At 45.4% G+C, this 16,063-nt stretch carries 14 protein-coding genes and 1 riboswitch; of the genes, 8 read left to right on the top strand and 6 right to left on the bottom strand.

Annotated features, from left to right (window positions below; translation table 11 throughout):
* Positions 1-5: 5 nt before the first annotated feature.
* From K0O23_RS17150 to K0O23_RS17140, 3 genes are all read left to right on the top strand, one after another.
* Positions 6-2,399, top strand: coding sequence for a hypothetical protein (locus K0O23_RS17150; protein WP_219878675.1), 2,394 nt, complete (start codon positions 6-8; stop codon positions 2,397-2,399).
* A 55-nt stretch (positions 2,400-2,454) separates the two neighbouring features.
* Positions 2,455-2,973, top strand: coding sequence for a GNAT family N-acetyltransferase (locus K0O23_RS17145; RefSeq protein WP_219878674.1), 519 nt, complete (start codon positions 2,455-2,457; stop codon positions 2,971-2,973).
* Between the two features lie 123 nt (positions 2,974-3,096).
* Entirely contained in the window at positions 3,097-3,891 is a 795-nt protein-coding gene (locus K0O23_RS17140) for an NmrA family NAD(P)-binding protein (RefSeq protein WP_219878673.1), read from the top strand.
* Here the strand turns inward: K0O23_RS17140 and K0O23_RS17135 are convergent.
* On the bottom strand, positions 3,888-4,349 hold the full coding sequence (locus tag K0O23_RS17135; protein WP_219878672.1) for a MauE/DoxX family redox-associated membrane protein: 462 nt from the start codon (positions 4,347-4,349) through the stop codon (positions 3,888-3,890). The two genes, K0O23_RS17140 and K0O23_RS17135, sit on opposite strands and share 4 nt — an antisense overlap.
* Before the next feature lie 250 nt (positions 4,350-4,599).
* Here K0O23_RS17135 and K0O23_RS17130 point away from each other — a divergent pair, with 250 nt between their 5' ends.
* Complete coding sequence (locus tag K0O23_RS17130) at positions 4,600-5,217, top strand: hypothetical protein (protein WP_219878671.1); 618 nt, start codon at positions 4,600-4,602, stop codon at positions 5,215-5,217.
* 74 nt (positions 5,218-5,291) lie between these two features.
* On the opposite strand, the gene purB is transcribed toward K0O23_RS17130, so the two are convergent.
* Positions 5,292-6,644, bottom strand: coding sequence for an adenylosuccinate lyase (purB, locus tag K0O23_RS17125; protein ID WP_219878670.1), 1,353 nt, complete (start codon positions 6,642-6,644; stop codon positions 5,292-5,294).
* A 365-nt stretch (positions 6,645-7,009) separates the two neighbouring features.
* Here purB and K0O23_RS17120 point away from each other — a divergent pair, with 365 nt between their 5' ends.
* Together K0O23_RS17120 and K0O23_RS17115 are read left to right on the top strand one after the other, a co-directional pair.
* Positions 7,010-8,980, top strand: a complete 1,971-nt coding sequence (locus K0O23_RS17120) for a transglycosylase domain-containing protein (protein ID WP_219878669.1) — start codon at positions 7,010-7,012, stop codon at positions 8,978-8,980.
* 118 nt (positions 8,981-9,098) lie between these two features.
* The gene (locus K0O23_RS17115) at positions 9,099-10,115 is read left to right on the top strand and encodes a bile acid:sodium symporter family protein (protein WP_219878689.1); all 1,017 of its coding nucleotides are present in this window, start codon (positions 9,099-9,101) and stop codon (positions 10,113-10,115) included.
* Positions 10,116-10,314: 199 nt separating this feature from the next.
* Here the strand turns inward: K0O23_RS17115 and K0O23_RS17110 are convergent, their stop codons facing one another.
* The 4 genes from K0O23_RS17110 to K0O23_RS17095 all read right to left on the bottom strand — a co-directional run bounded on the left by K0O23_RS17110 (position 10,315) and on the right by K0O23_RS17095 (position 13,826).
* Positions 10,315-11,574, bottom strand: a complete 1,260-nt coding sequence (locus tag K0O23_RS17110) for a homoserine dehydrogenase (RefSeq protein WP_219878668.1) — start codon at positions 11,572-11,574, stop codon at positions 10,315-10,317.
* 17 nt (positions 11,575-11,591) lie between these two features.
* Complete coding sequence (locus K0O23_RS17105; RefSeq protein WP_219878667.1) at positions 11,592-11,819, bottom strand: PLP-dependent transferase; 228 nt, start codon at positions 11,817-11,819, stop codon at positions 11,592-11,594.
* A 132-nt stretch (positions 11,820-11,951) separates the two neighbouring features.
* Positions 11,952-12,058, bottom strand: a riboswitch (SAM riboswitch).
* 105 nt (positions 12,059-12,163) lie between these two features.
* Positions 12,164-13,333 carry a trans-sulfuration enzyme family protein gene (locus K0O23_RS17100; protein ID WP_219878666.1) on the bottom strand — a complete coding sequence of 390 codons (1,170 nt, stop codon included), beginning with the start codon at positions 13,331-13,333 and terminating at the stop codon, positions 12,164-12,166.
* A gap of 67 nt (positions 13,334-13,400) precedes the next feature.
* Positions 13,401-13,826, bottom strand: coding sequence for an OsmC family protein (locus tag K0O23_RS17095; RefSeq protein ID WP_219878665.1), 426 nt, complete (start codon positions 13,824-13,826; stop codon positions 13,401-13,403).
* A gap of 52 nt (positions 13,827-13,878) precedes the next feature.
* On the opposite strand from K0O23_RS17095, the gene metX reads away from it, so the two are divergent.
* Positions 13,879-14,910, top strand: coding sequence for a homoserine O-acetyltransferase MetX (metX, locus tag K0O23_RS17090; protein ID WP_219878664.1), 1,032 nt, complete (start codon positions 13,879-13,881; stop codon positions 14,908-14,910).
* Between the two features lie 388 nt (positions 14,911-15,298).
* Positions 15,299-16,036 (top strand): GLPGLI family protein, encoded by a 738-nt coding sequence (locus K0O23_RS17085; protein ID WP_219878663.1) that lies wholly within the window; start codon positions 15,299-15,301, stop codon positions 16,034-16,036.
* Positions 16,037-16,063: the final 27 nt, after the last annotated feature.

Here is a 16,063-nt window from a genome sequence, read left to right as displayed (position 1 = left end):
TAAACATGGCTAAAGCTTATCTGCAGGCTATACTTTGTTTTATACTTTGTATCGGCAGTGCAGGGCAGGCCACTGCTCAAACCGATGCTTTTAAAAGTATAGAACAGAATTTTGACCTGCACAGGAAGAATACATTACAGGAAAAAATGTTTCTTCACCTCGACAGGCCGGTTTATGCCTGCGGAGAAACCATGTGGTTTAAACTATACAATGTAGATGCAACGCTTCACCAACTTCTGGACATCAGTAAAATAGCCTATATCGAAGTGTTAGATGTAGCCCAAAAGCCAGTATTGCAAACAAAATTTGCCTTGAAAGGAGGTACAGGCAATGGCTCTTTTGCAATACCCGCTACACTTAATTCAGGTAATTATACGGTAAGGGCTTATACTAACTTAATGAAGAACTATGGCCCTGAGCTTTTCTTCGAACAGCCGGTAACTATCGTTAACACTTTTAAAAGCCTGGACCAGGAAGCAGCACCTAAACCAACTACTTATGCTATTCAGTTTTTCCCGGAAGGCGGAAACATGGTGGCCGGAGTTACTAACACAGTAGCCTTCAAAACTGTAGATCAAACTACAGGTAAGGGCGTAGATTTTTCGGGTGAACTACATGACCAGCATGGTAATAAAGTTGCTGCTTTTAAACCGTATAAGTTTGGTGCGGGGCATTTTACCTTTGTTCCGGCCCAGGGGGAGAAATATACAGCTACCCTTAAACTGGCAGATAACCGAAGCGTTGTACAACCACTTCCAAAAGTCTACGATCAGGGCTATGCATTACACTTAGAGCACACAGGTAACGGGCAAATAAAGATAACTGTTAACCAGCCCGGAAAACAGGCCGAGCAACTATACCTGCTTGGCCACACCAGGCGTATGATAGCAGTGTCGGAAGCAGCAACTCTAAATCAGGGAGCGGCTGTTTTTCTGGTTGATGAGAAAGTGCTGGCAGATGGCATTACTCATTTTACAGTTTTTAACGCTCAAAAGCAGCCAATCTGTGAAAGATTATACTTTAAGCGCCCGAGCCAGCCTTTACAGTTCGAAATTAAAGCAGACAAGCAACAGTATGGCACCCGTGAAAAAATTAACCTCGAAATAGTGGGTAAGACTAAAACAGGGGATGTTGCACCTGCATTTTTATCCATGGCGGTATACCAACTGGATTCGCTGCAGACAGGCCTTACCAATAATATAGAAAGCTACCTGAGGCTTACATCAGATCTTAAAGGAGAGATTGAGAACCCCGACTACTATTTTACCGGAGTGGGTGCCGCAGATACCCAAGCCATGGATAACCTGATGCTCACACATGGCTGGAGCCGCTTTAAGTGGGAGGATATCTTAGACAAAGAACCTGTTGCCTACCAATATGTGCCTGAGTATAATGGGCATTTAATAAACGGTAAGGTTACTCATGTTTCCAATGGTGCACCAGCTCCGGGTATTACTACCTATCTGTCTTCGCCGGGCAAACATATTCGCTTACAAAATGGTGTAAGCGATGCAAATGGTTTGGTGCGGTTTGAATTAAAGGACTTTTTTGGGCAGAAGGATATAATAGTGCAGAGCAACTTTGCAAAGGACAGCACCTACCACTTCGAGATATTTAACCCTTTCTCAGATAAGTATAGCACAAACACACTTCCTGCTTTCGGGCTTTCTGAAAAGCTGCACCAGGATGTTACCCTGCGCCACGTGCAGACCCAAGTGCAACATGCCTACTTTGGTAATTACCATAACAGGTTCAGGCCGGCAGGCATAGACAGCACAGCCTTTTACGGCCTTCCATCAGACCAGTACCTGCTTGATGACTACAAGCGCTTTAAGGTAATGGAGGAAGTAATGCGTGAGTATGTGCCGGGGGTTCATGTGCGGAAGCGAAGAGGCAAGTTTCACTTTATGGTACTAGACAGGCCAAACAAGTCTATTTTTCAGGATAACCCGATGGTGCTGTTAGACGGAGTGCCAGTTTTTGATATTGATAAGATAATGGCATTTGACCCGCTTAAGGTAAATAAGTTGGATGTAACTACCAGCAGGTTTTTTAACGGCCCGCTGGTATTCGATGGCCTTGTGAGTTATACAACCTACCAGGGAGACCTGGCAGGGTTTGAACTGGACCCCCGCTCTCTGTTACAGTCTTATGAAGGTTTACAACGGGAAAGGGAATTTTACGCGCCCACTTATGAAACAGAAGAACAAAAACGAAGCCGCCTTGCCGACTTCCGCAATCTGCTATACTGGGCACCGAATGTGAACACCACTGCAAAGGGTAAAGCCGGGTTACAGTTTTATACTTCTGACATAGCAGGTAAGTATATAATCATACTACAAGGCATCTCTAAAAAAGGAATACCAATATACAGCACGCATACTTTTGAAGTAAATTAGCTTTAACTTTAGTACGTCATAGCTTTGGCTTGAGAAGCAAACTTCAAATAAAACTGTGATCAAAAGTATAAAATACAGCAACCTTAGCCCTGCTGATGCTGATGAGTTGCAACAGTGCATTCATGCCGCATTTGGCCACGTACCTTTTGTGCAGAACCATACCTGGGCACAACCCGACTGGACTTTTATAAAGTATGAAAACGGTAGGGTGGCAACTTTCTATAATGTAGTGCTGCGCGATGTAAGTATAGATGGCAAAAAGTATAAAGTTGCCGGAGTAAACAATGTAATCACACCAGAAGAGTTCAGGGGGAGGGGCTTTGCATCTGAGATACTTAGAGCAACAGAGCAGTATCTTTTTAACGACTTAGGCTGCAAGTATGGCTTATTACTTTGTGCAGATGCCTTGTTGCCTTTCTATACCCGGCTTGGCTGGTACAAAGTACACCCCACGCTTTACTACGACCAACCTACTGGCAGACAACTATACGATTCTAATGTAATGCTGCTCTCATCAGAAGAGCAGCCATTTATAAAGCCTGAGTCTATAGACCTGAACGGCTTGCCCTGGTAGCTATCTTTACTTTAAAATCGGTTATATGTCGGTTTAATGCAGCGTTATGTCTGCTATCATATTAGCTTTTAGTAGAATTGTTTTCTTTTGTTGCCTGATACACATTAGCTACAAAATAAACCTATGAAGAAAGATAGTATACTTGTGCTGGGCGCGGCTGGCAATATCGGGGGTAAAATAGCCAACGAGTTACTGGCAACCGGCGCCACAGTGGCAGTAGCAGGCCGGAGCCGCGCGCGATTGCAACAGTTTGAAGGTAGGGCCACCATACTGGAAGGCGACTTCGGAGACGATACTTTTCTGCAGCAGGCCTTTGCTAACACTACCAGCCTCTTCTTAACCGTGCCTGACGAGCACCTGGCAAACCCAGTGGCTACTGCAGCACGTTTGGGTAAATTGTTAAAAGACAGCCCGGTTACACACATTGTAAATATCAGCAATAGTGTAGTATGTAAATCGGGGGTACCCACAAGGCTGGTTGCTTTGGAACAGGAACTGAACAAATTGGAAGGAGTGCACATCAAGCACCTGCGCTGCGCAAACTTTTTCGAGAACCTGAACTGGGGGCTGCACACACCTTATGCACCTGATTTGTTACTGCCCTATATCTCGTCTTACGAAGTGGCGGGTGTGGCTGCCCAGCACCTGTTACACCAGTCGTTTAATGGTAAATCTATTGAAGTTTTATTGGGTCCACGGGATTATACGATGACGGAAATGGCCGCAGCAGCCGGTGAAAAGTATGAGCAGCTGCCATATACTTTAGGGAATGAGTTTTTCTTTAAGCCCTTTAACGAAGGAGATTTTGAAGTAGAGAAACGCACTGTGGCAAATACATCCAAGCTTACAGAAGCACGATTTACACTGGAGTACTTTTTACAGAACGACCTGGTAAGGCAAGCAGTAGAGCAGCATTAGTAAGGGCGGTAAACTGTTTTCTTCTTAATGCCATGCGGTGTCCATCTGTATATCGGGATGCAGGCGAGTAAAAAGCTTGCTGCCATACCTACCAATACGGATGCATCGAGAGGTGCTTTTATACCATAAGCGATAGACATGGCCACTGCAAAAAGGAAAAAAAGCATGCCAGTGCCAATAGCAGCCCAGCGTATTTTAATCCCGAACAAAAGCATCAGAGCAAAAGCTATCTGAAACACGGTTACTACCATCGCAAATTTGTCTGCCGTTTCCCGGGAGCCAAATGGCACAAGTGTTTGCATGTGCTCCACAAACCGGAGCCAGCTGCCCCAGGCTACATTCTTATCGCCGGGGTCGCCCCAGAATCCAAATCGGTCAGCCACTGCTGATAGTAGCGTTACAGCCAGTGCCAACCTCAAAAGCAAACTGGCATAGGGCAGATATTTGTCTTCGTTCATTTGCCGGTGTTTCGTTTTAGTTTCTTTACTTGCCAGGCACACCTAACGATAGGTATTGAACGATAAACTGAGAAATAAATATACTTTGGAGTGATTTTTCTAAGCTACAAGGTTTCTGAATTGCATTTTGCTGCAGCTATCGTTCATTTTACTGTTACAAAATATACCGCTAAAACATAGCAAAAGTATAATATTATAGAAGGTTGCAGCGTTTTGAATTTTGTTAACGAACTTAAACCAAAACAAAGCCATGAAAACAAAACCAGTGATTGCCGCCCTGTTATCCTGTTGCTGTATACTTGCCCTTAGCAGTTGCGATAAAGAAGATGTAAAGCTAACCAGAGAGCTGTACTTTGAGGCCGATATGGACGGAAAGTCTATGCTGCTACCTGAAGGAAAGGACGGCTATGAAAGCAAGGCGACTGTATACACCACAGCCAATACGCTAGGCTGCGTAGAATCCCAGAACATGCTGCTTACCAAGACTAATGACACCAAAAAGTCGCTGGAGATTTCTTTTGTAAAACAGCAAACTTCCTGCGCTTCCAGTTGCACGCAAAGCAAAGCCATGCTGCAGGAGGGAGCTTATGCTTACAGAAAAGAAACAACGTCATCTGACCAGATAACAGTAGATGGGGTAATAATCAGGTATACTGATATCTATGGTAAAGTATGGCGTACCGATCTTAGGTCAGCGGACCATAGCAACAATAGTTTTACAGTAACCAGCATAGAGGAGAACAAAATGGATAATAGATCGGAGATGCTGGTAACGGCTGAGTTTAACTGTACTTTGTATGATGCTGACGGTAACGAGATGACGATTACAAACGGGAAAATTGTAAGCCGAAGTATAGTTTGTAATTAAATCCTGTTTTAAATACAGAGGCCCTGCAGATCGTTACACTGCAGGGCCTCTGTATTTATACTACTTTATACTTACTACAGTAAATCTACTCCAGTGTAGTTAAATGGCGTAATCTGCTTAAGTTCGGCTTTAATCGCATCAGTTACATCCAGGGTATCTATAAAACTGTGGATAGACTGTTCTGTCATTTTTTCATTTTTGCGAGTCAAAGCTTTAAGGGCTTCATAGGGCTGTGGGTAAGCCTCGCGGCGCAGCACAGTTTGGATGCCTTCTGCCACAACGGCCCAGTTCTCTTCCAGGTGTTGGTTAAGGGCAGCGTGGTTAAGCTCCAGTTTGCCAATGCCACGCTCCAGCGACTTCAGGGCAATAATTATATGCGCCAGCGGAACGCCAACACTGCGCAGTACGGTAGAGTCGGTTAGGTCGCGCTGTAAACGGGAAACAGGCAATTTGGCCGACAGGTGCTCCAGAATGGCGTTGGCAATGCCCAGGTTACCCTCAGCGTTCTCAAAATCAATAGGGTTTACCTTGTGCGGCATAGCCGATGAGCCTACTTCTCCGGCCTTGATCTTCTGTTTAAAGTAGCCCATGGATACATATTGCCAGATGTCTCTTGAGAAGTCCAGCAGAATAGTGTTCAGGCGCTTTAATCCGTCAAAGTATGCTGCCAGGTTATCGTAGTGCTCTATCTGGGTAGTATACTGGCTACGCTTCAACCCCAGCGACTCCTGCACAAACCGGTTTCCGAACTCAGGCCAGTTTATACTTGGGTAAGCTATGTGGTGTGCGTTAAAATTACCGGTTGCGCCACCAAACTTAGCCGAGAACGGCACCTGGCGCAGTAAGTCCATCTGTGCCTCCAGACGCTCGGCAAATACCATAAACTCTTTTCCTAAACGGGTAGGAGAGGCTGGTTGGCCATGCGTGTGTGCCAGCATGGGTACGTCTTTCCAATCCTGGGCCAGTTCGCTCAGGCGCTGGTGCAACTGCTGGTAAGCCGGCTGCAGTATGCGCTCATCAGCCTCGCGCATCGATAGCGGAATAGCTGTATTGTTGATGTCCTGAGAGGTTAAGCCGAAATGTATGAACTCTTTATAGTCACCCAGGCTAAGTGCGTCAAACTTATTTTTTATGAAGTACTCAACTGCCTTTACGTCGTGGTTCGTGATTTTCTCCGTGTCCTTTATCTCCAGGGCGTCGGCTTCTGTAAAATTGTTGTAAATTTCGCGCAAAGCTGGGTAAAGGCCTTTGTCTATGCCCTGTAATTGGGGTAATGGCAGTTCACATAGCGCAATAAAGTACTCTATCTCTACAAGCACACGGTAACGTATCAGGCCAAACTCAGAAAAAAAGCCGGAAAGCTCAAAGGTGTTGCGGCGGTAGCGGCCGTCTACCGGCGATATAGCAGTAAGTGTTGTTAAGTTCATGATAGCGTAGGTTATCAGGCAAAGATAAACAGGTTTGCTAAAGTAAGCCAATAATGCAGCAGCGTAGTTTTAGTAGGATTACTTTTGTTAAAGTCTGGTGTTGTACGTATTTGTAAGTATAACTTGTTGATATACTGTGTGTTTGATATGTGTAGTTGCTGGGAATATTGTTTGCTGGCACAATGATTGCGCTTTAACCCCGGGTAATATAATCTTAACCTGTAAACTGCCGTATGATGCTTTAAAATAACAAGTGCAATATATAGTTACGTATAAGTGTTTATGAAGTAATTATTATTGCCCACTCATTTTTTTAGATACAAATCTTATTAGTTAATTCGCACCTGAATATTTTGGACCGACGATTGAAAAATAAAATACTCATTTGGGGTGGCAGCCTGCTGGCCTTTTTACTGGTGGTAATTGTAGTGCTGTTTATCTTCCGGAGCAGAGTTTTACAATATACCATTGAGCGTGTTATCACCAAAGTAGAAAACAAGTATCCTGCAGACCTGAATATAGGCAACGCCGAGTTTGTAGACTGGAATTCAGTTGTTTTAAACGACATCTCGTTTGTACCCCACGGCCTAGATACGCTTTTTACCACCGACAGCGTATATGCAACCGTTAGTTTCCGTTCTATTTTTAAAGGCCGCATTGTGTTTAAGCGCCTGGAGGTAAGCGACGGCTACCTGACCGCCCGCAAAAACGGGGATGTAAACAACTTTGATTTCCTGTTTAAAAAAAGTGAGACTGCCCAGCCTGTAGATACTACCAAAGGTCGCAACTATGGCACCTTGCTAAACAGGGTAATTGAGACCGCTTTCGATAACGTGCCCGACCAGGTAGACTTTAAAAACCTGAATGCTTCTTATAAGTCTCCTAACCGGATGATAGATGTACGGATGCCGTTTCTACGTATTGACGATGGGTATGTAGAATCGCAGGTGTCAATTCTGGCCGATTCTATCCAGAACAATTTGCGTGTTCGCGGCACCATAGATCCCGGAGATTATAACATTAATGCCAGCCTGTATGCCTTTGATGAAAAAGGTATTCGCCTGCCTTACGTGAAAAAGAAATTTGAAGGCGAGGTAGCCTTCGACACCCTGCACCTGAGCCTGACCAATAAGCGGTACAGGAATGAAAAGCTGACAGTAAGAGGCCGGGCCATGGTAAATAACCTTATACTTAACCATGCCAAGCTTAACGACGAGGATATACTAGTAAAGGAAAGCGCGATTGATTATGTAGTTACGCTGGGGCAAAATCTGTTTGAGGTAGATAGTGCCACAGAAGTACGCGTAAACAGTGCTAAGGCCAATATATATGCCGCTTACCAGAATAAACCGTCTAAGATTTATGACCTTGGAGTAAAAACAGAGTGGATGCCTGCCAATGATTTCTTCGGTTCACTGCCAGCCGGCCTTTTCGAAAACCTGGACGGTATAAAGGCATCTGGTGAGCTAAAGTATAAAATGAAGTTCCACGTGAACATGGATAGCCTGGATTATCTTGTTTTTAACTCAGACCTGGACGCTTCAAAAGACTTTAAAATACAACAGTGGGGTAACACCAACTTACAGAAGATAAACGGTTCGTTTGTACACACTGTTTATGAGTATGGCAAGCCTGTGCGTACATTTACTGTTGGCCCTTCTAACGCATTTTATGCACCTATCAACCAGATATCACGGCACCTGCGCAATGCTATACTTACAGCTGAGGATGCTGGTTATTATAGCCATAAAGGGTTCCATGAAGAAGCATTCAGGCAGGCGATTATCAAAAACCTGGAAGAAGGGGAGTTTGCCCGTGGCGGTAGCACCATTTCAATGCAGCTGGTAAAGAACGTGTTTCTGTCGCGTAAAAAAACAGTGGCCCGTAAAGTGGAGGAGGCAATCATTGTATGGATGATCGAGAACCTGGACCTGGTGTCGAAAAACCGTATGTTTGAAGTATACCTTAACATTATTGAGTGGGGGCCGGATGTTTATGGTGCCAAAGATGCCTCCAGGTTTTACTTTGGTAAAGAACCATCAGAGCTTAACCTGAATGAAGCCATCTTCCTGACCAGTATAATACCTAGCCCAAAACGTTACCGGTCTTCTTTTGACAGTTACGGCAACCTGCGCAGCCACAAAGGCTACTATTATAGGTTGATTGGCGGCATTATGCGGCGCAGAGGGTTAATAACACAGGAAGAATTTGAAAACCTTTACCCGAACGTGAAACTGTACGGGCGTGCCCGCGACCTGATCGTTACCGCCCCGGATGCAGCTGAGGAAGACACCACCGAATTTGAACTGGAAACAATTGATTTACTGGACTTCTAAAGTATAAAAATGCATTTGCAGCGACCCTGAAGTATATTCTGGAGCCGCTGCTTTATACTTTCAGCTATACTTATCGTCTGTGACTAAGCCCCAGGATACACCTAAAGGAATTGCCCTGATGCCAAGACCAGGTGCAAAAGCTTCGCGCTTTGGCTTAGACTGGTTTTTGCTGGCGCTGATCCTTGTAATTGTGCTGGCGTACCTGTGGCCACAACTGGGTGTGGATCGGGAGCCGGTGTCGCTGGGAGATTTGGCTGCTTATGGTGTGTCGGTTATCTTCTTTTTTTATGGTTTACGCCTGAGTCCAGAAAAGCTAAGAATTGGGCTGAGCAGCTGGCGCTTGCACATAGTAGTGCAACTCTGCACCTTTATACTTTTCCCGTTACTAGTGCTGCCATTCCATACTTTATTTGAGGGCAGCAGAAATGAACTGCTCTGGCTGGGCACTTTTTATTTGGCGGCTCTTCCATCAACAGTCTCCTCGTCGGTAGTGATGGTGTCTATTGCAGGGGGCAACATTCCGGCAGCTATCTTTAACGCCAGCATCTCGAGTCTTATCGGCATCTTTATCACCCCGCTCTGGATGGGTTTGTTTTTGCAGGCCAGCACCGAAAGCTTCGATATCTGGAGCATTATGGGCAAACTGGTGCTGCAAGTGCTGTTGCCGGTTATACTTGGCGTTGTACTGCACCGCTTCTGGGGCAACTTTGCCGAAAACAACAAAAGCAAAATGCGCCTTTTTGACCAGGTAATTATTCTGTTAATCGTTTATACTTCTTTCTGCGAGTCGTTTGCCCGCGATATGTTTAGTGGCTATAGTATAAGTACTCTGCTTATACTTGGCGTTACTATGCTGGCGCTTTTCTTTTTGGTGTACGGGCTTATATACTTTTTAAGCAAGCTGCTGGGCTTTAACCGCGACGACAGTGTAACTGCTATCTTCTGCGGCTCCAAAAAATCGCTGGTACATGGTACGGTTATGTCCAAGGTGCTTTTCCCGGACGCGAACGTAGTAGGCATTATACTTCTCCCCATCATGATTTACCACGCCCTGCAATTGCTGGCAGCCAGTATCATCTCGCAGCAAATGGCCCGAAAAGATGAGGAGAAGTCGGTATCTGTTAATGCGCGGTAAACCTATATCCTGAGCTTGGGCTGAGTCTCAAATTAGCCCTCCTTCGCTGGCGCGGGCTTGCAGCCCGTGCCCTATCTAAAGTATCTTTTTTGGCGGAATTGTCCCAAGGGAGGGGTTGTTTCATTCTCTTATTTTGCCCTCGCTCACGTCCCGCGAGCGAGGGCACTAAATATTTATGGCATGCAGAGCTTTAAGTAATTTATATTTCCTGTCCTAACACAGTATCAAGCAACTCAACTCCTGCAAATACCGCGGTAGCTTCCGCTTTATCTTCCACTTCTATATTTCGCAGCACTACAGATACAGTAGGCTCTTTGATAAGCAGTTTCAGGCTGCTCAACGTAAGGGTGCCTATTACATAGCTGCCATCCCTTCTGGTACAGGTTTCTTCTATACTTTTAAACAGGTCGAAGTATAACGACAGGTCATGACTGCCTGTGAGAAGTATACTTAACAACCTGTCCTCATTGGAAGCAACAGCATCTACTTGGTGCAGTTTTTTATATTCATATCGATAGTCATAGGTAAGCGCTGATAAGTCTGAGAGTACCGCAGAAGCCGTTGGGTAGGCACCTGCGCCTTTGCCAACAAAGAATTGCGTTTCGGCAAAGCTGGTGTGGGTAATAACGCCATTAAAAGCATCATCAACAGCGTAAAGCCTTGAGTCCGGACTCACAAACTTTGGAATCACAAAAAAGCTGATGGAATTGTCTGCATTCTTGATAGCCTGTGCTACCAGTTTTATCTTGTATCCTTTTTCACGGGCATACTGTAGTTCCGTATTCCCAATCCTGTCTATGCCAAGGGTAAATATATCCTCTGGGTTAAGCACTAGTCCGAAAGCGTGTGCGATCAACAGCAATAGTTTATACTTTGCGTCTGAGCCGCCTGTATCCAGGCTTGGATCGCTTTCGGCGTAGCCCTGCGCCTGGGCTTCTGCCAGGGCAATAGTATAGTCTAGGTTATCTGAGAAGATCCTGGAGAGTATGTAATTGCAGGAACCATTTACAATTCCTTCGACAGATGTCAGCAAGTCGGTGTCGTAATACTCTTCCAGGTTGCGTATAATGGGGATACTGGCACAACAGGCTGCTTCGTAAAGCAGGGGAGCATTGTATAAACGCTGTAACTCAAGTAGCTCATTAAAGTGCTCCGCGATCATCTTTTTGTTAGCAGATACCACAGCCTTTCCTTTCTTCAGCGCTTCAGACACAATCTCAAAAGCAGCATCTGCATCGTCAATCAGTTCTACCACCACATTTATACTTGGGTCATCCAGAATGTCGTATTTGTTTAAGGTAAAGTTTTCAGCGGGTATAGGTCTGGCTTTGCCTGCCTGCTTTACACATATTTTTTTTATCGTGGTTTTCAGACCAGGCGTTTTGTGCAGCACCTCAAACAAACCATACCCTACGCAGCCGAAGCCAAATAAACCTATGTTCAGTTCTTTTCTTTTCATCTGTATACTTTCTAAAATTAGGCGGATACTTTTTGTTTTTGGGTGCGCTGCAGTACTGCTGTGATGCCTATTTGCAGGTCTTCCAGAATTTTTTGGGTGGGATTGTTGGAGCGGGTATAATCAAATCCTTTGTTAACGCCTGGTGCCTCCTGCACAAAGGTGGAGGTCTGGAAAATAGGCACGGCAATGGCGCCTGTCTGCGGGTCTACCGGAATGCTGTGGAGAATGCTGGTTGCTTCTTTCATTTTACGCTGGATATTAATGGTTAAAAAATACACGAAACCACTTATCCAGAGTTTTTACCGGAAGCGCATAAAAAAGCTCTTCCGATAAGTCAGAAGAGCTAGAATATGTTACGTAAAGTAATTGCTCAGTCTTGCTTATCTTTCCCCGCATTGCTGCAGAGCAGGAGTTAGCACCTTTATCAAATTGATAGGTTGCCAAGGTATCATAGGGCCTGTCCCTCCACCTTTCTGGATAAGAAATTATTGATACAAATCTACGGCAGTAATTTCATAAAGGTCAAGCTTTTTTCTGCTTTTTATTTTTTAGTGCGTTTTTGCTATTGTAAAGCCAGTTTTAGGTTATACTATAACTTGTTCAACGCCTGTACAATATCATTAAGGACATCCTTTACATGTTCCAACCCGACAGAGATCCGGATGAGGCCAGGGGTAATGTTTACAGCTTGCCTTTCTTCTTCAGTTAGTTTGGCGTGGGTGGTACTGGCCGGGTGCGAGGCTATACTTCTGGTGTCTCCCAGGTTTGCCGTTAGCGACAGCATCTGCAGGCTGTTCAGAAAAGCGCGTCCGGCATCCAACCCACCCTTTAGTTCGAAGCAAACAATGCCGCCGCCATTCTTCATCTGCTTTTTAGCGATTTCGTACTGCGGGTGGCTTGGCAGGTAGGGGTACTTTAACCAGGTAATGGCCGGATGGTCTTCCAGTGCTTTTGCTACGGTAAGGGCGTTTGAGGCATGGCGCTCCATGCGCACATCCAGCGTTTCCAGGCTTTTGCTCAGCACCCACGCATTAAACGGCGACAGGGCAGGGCCTGTGCTTCTGCTAAAAAGGTAAATCTCTTTTATCAGCTCTTTTTTGCCTACCACCACACCGCCCAGCACTCTTCCCTGACCGTCTATCCACTTGGTGGCCGAATGCACAGAGAGGTGTGCGCCAAACTCCAGTGGCTTCTGGTTAACCGGTGTGGCAAAGCAATTGTCTACGTTAAGTATAAGGTTATACTTCTGCGCTAATCCCGACGCAAATTCCAGATCGATGATATCCAGTCCCGGGTTGGTAGGCGTTTCCAGGTAAAGCATTTTGGTATTTGGCTGGATAGCAGCTTCCCACTCTTCCGGCTTTTCTGCGCTTACATAAGTATAGGTTATGCCGTAGCGGGGCAAGTATTTTGTAATTACGGTGTGCGTGCTGCCAAATATTGAGTTGCATACCAGCAAATGGTCTCCGCCTTTCAGCAAAGCCATAAAGCTGGCAAACACTGCGCTCATACCTGATGCCGTGGCAAAGCCTGCCTCTGCACTTTCCAGGGCACACATTTTATCTACAAACTCCTGCACACTCGGGTTGCTAAAACGGCTGTAAATGTTGTCGTCCGACTCATCGGCAAACGCGGCACGCATTTCTTCAGCATCGTCAAAACAAAAGCTGCTTGTAAGGAACAGCGGTGTGGAGTGCTCCATTTGGTTGGTGCGTTCTGTCTGGATACGGATTGCCTGCGTTATAGGATCAAAAGCCATTTTATACTTTTTTAGAGCGTTAAGGAGTTGGTTTACCTGTTAATCTGGAGTCCGGTTTATAGGTTGTTTACACTTCAGAAACGTTGGCTTCCCAGGTAATAGTGCAGCCGGCACGGCGAAGTGTTTCTGCTACAGAGCAATATTTTTCTACAGACAGCTGGCAGGCTCTTTTTGCTTTGTCGGCATCAATGTTCCCGGTCAGGTTAAAGGTTACGTGCACCGTTTTCCACAGCGAAAAGTCTTCTTGTTTCTCTCTTTCGCCTTCAATTTTCATACTATAGCCTTGCAGGTCCTGGCGCTGTTTTTTAAGGATAGAGATCACATCTATGCCACTGCATGCACCCATGGCTATCAGCAGCGACTGCATGGGCCGCACACCAAAATTATTGCCGCCAGAGCTCAGGCTATTGTCTAACCGGGCAATGTTTCCCTGTTCATCTGTAGCCTCGAAACCATATTCTCCGCTTACTCTTTTTAGTTCTATTGCTTCCATTGTGTTTGTTAGTTGTGAATGTAAATAAAACATGTGCTTTCTTTGCATACAAATGAAAAGCACAGGAATTAACTATTTTACCTCTAAGCAGGCATTTGGGCTGGAAAGCGGAGAGGCGCTGCCAGAAATTACCATTGCCTACCATGCTTACGGTAAACTAAATGCCAGCAAAGATAATGTAGTATGGGTTTGCCATGCACTTACCGCCAATGCTGATGCCACTGACTGGTGGAACGGTTTGGTAGGCGCGGGGTTGGCCCTTGACCCTGAAAAGTATTTTATTGTTTGTGCCAATATCCTGGGTTCGTGCTATGGCTCTTCGGGGCCGCTAAGTATAAACCCGCTTACGCAGGAGCCATACTTCAGTAATTTTCCGCTGGTAACTATACGCGATATGGTACATGCGCATATACTTTTGCGAAAGCACCTGAAGCTGGAAAATATTCATCTGCTTGTAGGCGGAAGTATGGGTGGTTACCAGGCATTGGAGTGGTGTGTGATGGAACACGGGATAATTGAAAACCTTTTCCTATTGGCCACCTCAGCGGCAGAGAGTGCTTGGGGTATAGCTATTCATACTTCGCAGCGCCTTGCCATAGAAGCGGACTGCAGTTGGTTAGATAAATCTGAAAAAGCCGGAAGTGCAGGGCTGAAAGCAGCGCGTGCAATCGGTATGCTTACCTACCGAAACTACGAAATAATGGTAGAACGCCAGTCGGACCCTGATACTGAGAAAACAGATAACTACAGAGCAGAATCTTACATCCGCTATCAGGGCGATAAGCTGGTGAACCGGTTTAATGCTTATACTTACTGGCTACTTACCAAAGCCATGGATAGTCATAACCTGAGCAGAGGGCGCGGCGGCAACCTGGCGCTGGTGCTGCAAAGTATAAAACAACGTGCACTTATCATTGGCATCAGCAGCGACATACTTTGCCCGGTTCAGGAGCAGGTTTTTATCAGCCAGCATATTCCCAATGCCACTTATGTAGAAATCGGATCTTCCTACGGCCACGACGGCTTTTTAATAGAATCAGAAAGGATTGCTTCGCATCTTGTGCCGTGGCTTGAGGTAAAGTAGCTGAGGCAGTAGCTTTCTATCCTTAACATACCGCCAGTTTGAGCGCAGCGGTAACTGGTGGTTGCCTATGATAGCCAGTTTGTAGCTGGCGTAAGTATAGTTTATGGTTTTCGCCAGTTACAAACTGGCATCAGTATAAGCCACAAGTTGCGCTAACGCTAAACTTGTGGCATGTGCAATAAAATCATTTCTGATTACCTTTCCTCATTTCCAGAAAAGCCTGGAGGCTTGCGCCATAGAATCAAATACCCTCCTATAAATCGTGATACCTGATACATGCGTTGTGATACGCATCCTCAAACTTTAACTTTTCTTTAACTTCTTGTTAACAGATCTTAACTATAAGCAATAGGTTAAGCTGCTACATTTACAGAAAAAAAGAAACGTTATGAAAAACACACTTACCATACTTGGAGCTTTGGTGATGATGCTGGTATCGCAGTTCGCATTGGCTCAAACACAGGGTGCAATTACCTATGAAACACGGATCAACATGCACCGCAACATTCCGGCAGAGCGTGCCCAGATGAAAGACATGATACCGGAGTTTAGAACAACCCGCAACATCCTTACATTCAACGCAACAGAATCGTTGTACAAGCCTCTGGTGGATGAGCAGGACGATATGGCGGCGGCAACCGGCGGTGGCGGCCAGTTTGTGATGAGAATGGCACAGAACCAAACCTACATCAATACGTCGCAGGATAAACGTGTGCTTTTACGTGAGTTCATAGGCAAGAACTACATTACCCAGGATTCGCTGAGCATTATGCCATGGAAGTTCGGCGACGAAACCAAAACCATACAAGGCTATACTTGCAAACAAGCATTCTTTACAGACGAAAAATCAGGCAAAACAACCATTGCCTGGTATACCGATAAGCTGCGCCCGAACCTGGGACCGGATAACTACACCTCGCTGCCGGGTGCCGTGCTGGAGATTGATTTCGACAATGGTCTGCGCGTAACAAGAGCCACTAAAGTAGATTTCAAAGCGCTGAAGAAGAACGATCTGGTAGAGCCAACAAAAGGCGAAAAAGTAACCAATGCACAATACCAGGCCATGATGGAAGAGCAGATGAAGCAGCGAGGCGGCAACGGTAACAGTTTTATCATCAGGAACTAAGCAGGTCTACTTAAAAAAACTAAAACT

The sequence above is a fragment of the Pontibacter aydingkolensis genome, assembly GCF_019443125.1.
Taxonomy (GTDB): Bacteria; Bacteroidota; Bacteroidia; order Cytophagales; family Hymenobacteraceae; genus Pontibacter; species Pontibacter aydingkolensis.
This window is presented reverse-complemented; position numbering and strand designations above follow the sequence as displayed.

What these genes read in the sequence shown, in the direction of transcription:
- K0O23_RS17150 (WP_219878675.1), top strand. Translation starts at nt 6, where the DNA reads ATGGCTAAAGCTTATCTGCAGGCTATACTTTGTTTTATACTTTGTATC.
- K0O23_RS17140 (WP_219878673.1), top strand. Translation starts at nt 3,097, where the DNA reads ATGAAGAAAGATAGTATACTTGTGCTGGGCGCGGCTGGCAATATCGGG.
- K0O23_RS17135 (WP_219878672.1), bottom strand. Translation starts at nt 4,349, where the DNA reads ATGAACGAAGACAAATATCTGCCCTATGCCAGTTTGCTTTTGAGGTTG.
- K0O23_RS17130 (WP_219878671.1), top strand. Translation starts at nt 4,600, where the DNA reads ATGAAAACAAAACCAGTGATTGCCGCCCTGTTATCCTGTTGCTGTATA.
- purB (WP_219878670.1), bottom strand. Translation starts at nt 6,644, where the DNA reads ATGAACTTAACAACACTTACTGCTATATCGCCGGTAGACGGCCGCTAC.
- K0O23_RS17115 (WP_219878689.1), top strand. Translation starts at nt 9,099, where the DNA reads ATGCCAAGACCAGGTGCAAAAGCTTCGCGCTTTGGCTTAGACTGGTTT.
- K0O23_RS17110 (WP_219878668.1), bottom strand. Translation starts at nt 11,574, where the DNA reads ATGAAAAGAAAAGAACTGAACATAGGTTTATTTGGCTTCGGCTGCGTA.
- K0O23_RS17105 (WP_219878667.1), bottom strand. Translation starts at nt 11,819, where the DNA reads ATGAAAGAAGCAACCAGCATTCTCCACAGCATTCCGGTAGACCCGCAG.
- K0O23_RS17100 (WP_219878666.1), bottom strand. Translation starts at nt 13,333, where the DNA reads ATGGCTTTTGATCCTATAACGCAGGCAATCCGTATCCAGACAGAACGC.
- K0O23_RS17095 (WP_219878665.1), bottom strand. Translation starts at nt 13,826, where the DNA reads ATGGAAGCAATAGAACTAAAAAGAGTAAGCGGAGAATATGGTTTCGAG.
- metX (WP_219878664.1), top strand. Translation starts at nt 13,879, where the DNA reads ATGAAAAGCACAGGAATTAACTATTTTACCTCTAAGCAGGCATTTGGG.
- K0O23_RS17085 (WP_219878663.1), top strand. Translation starts at nt 15,299, where the DNA reads ATGAAAAACACACTTACCATACTTGGAGCTTTGGTGATGATGCTGGTA.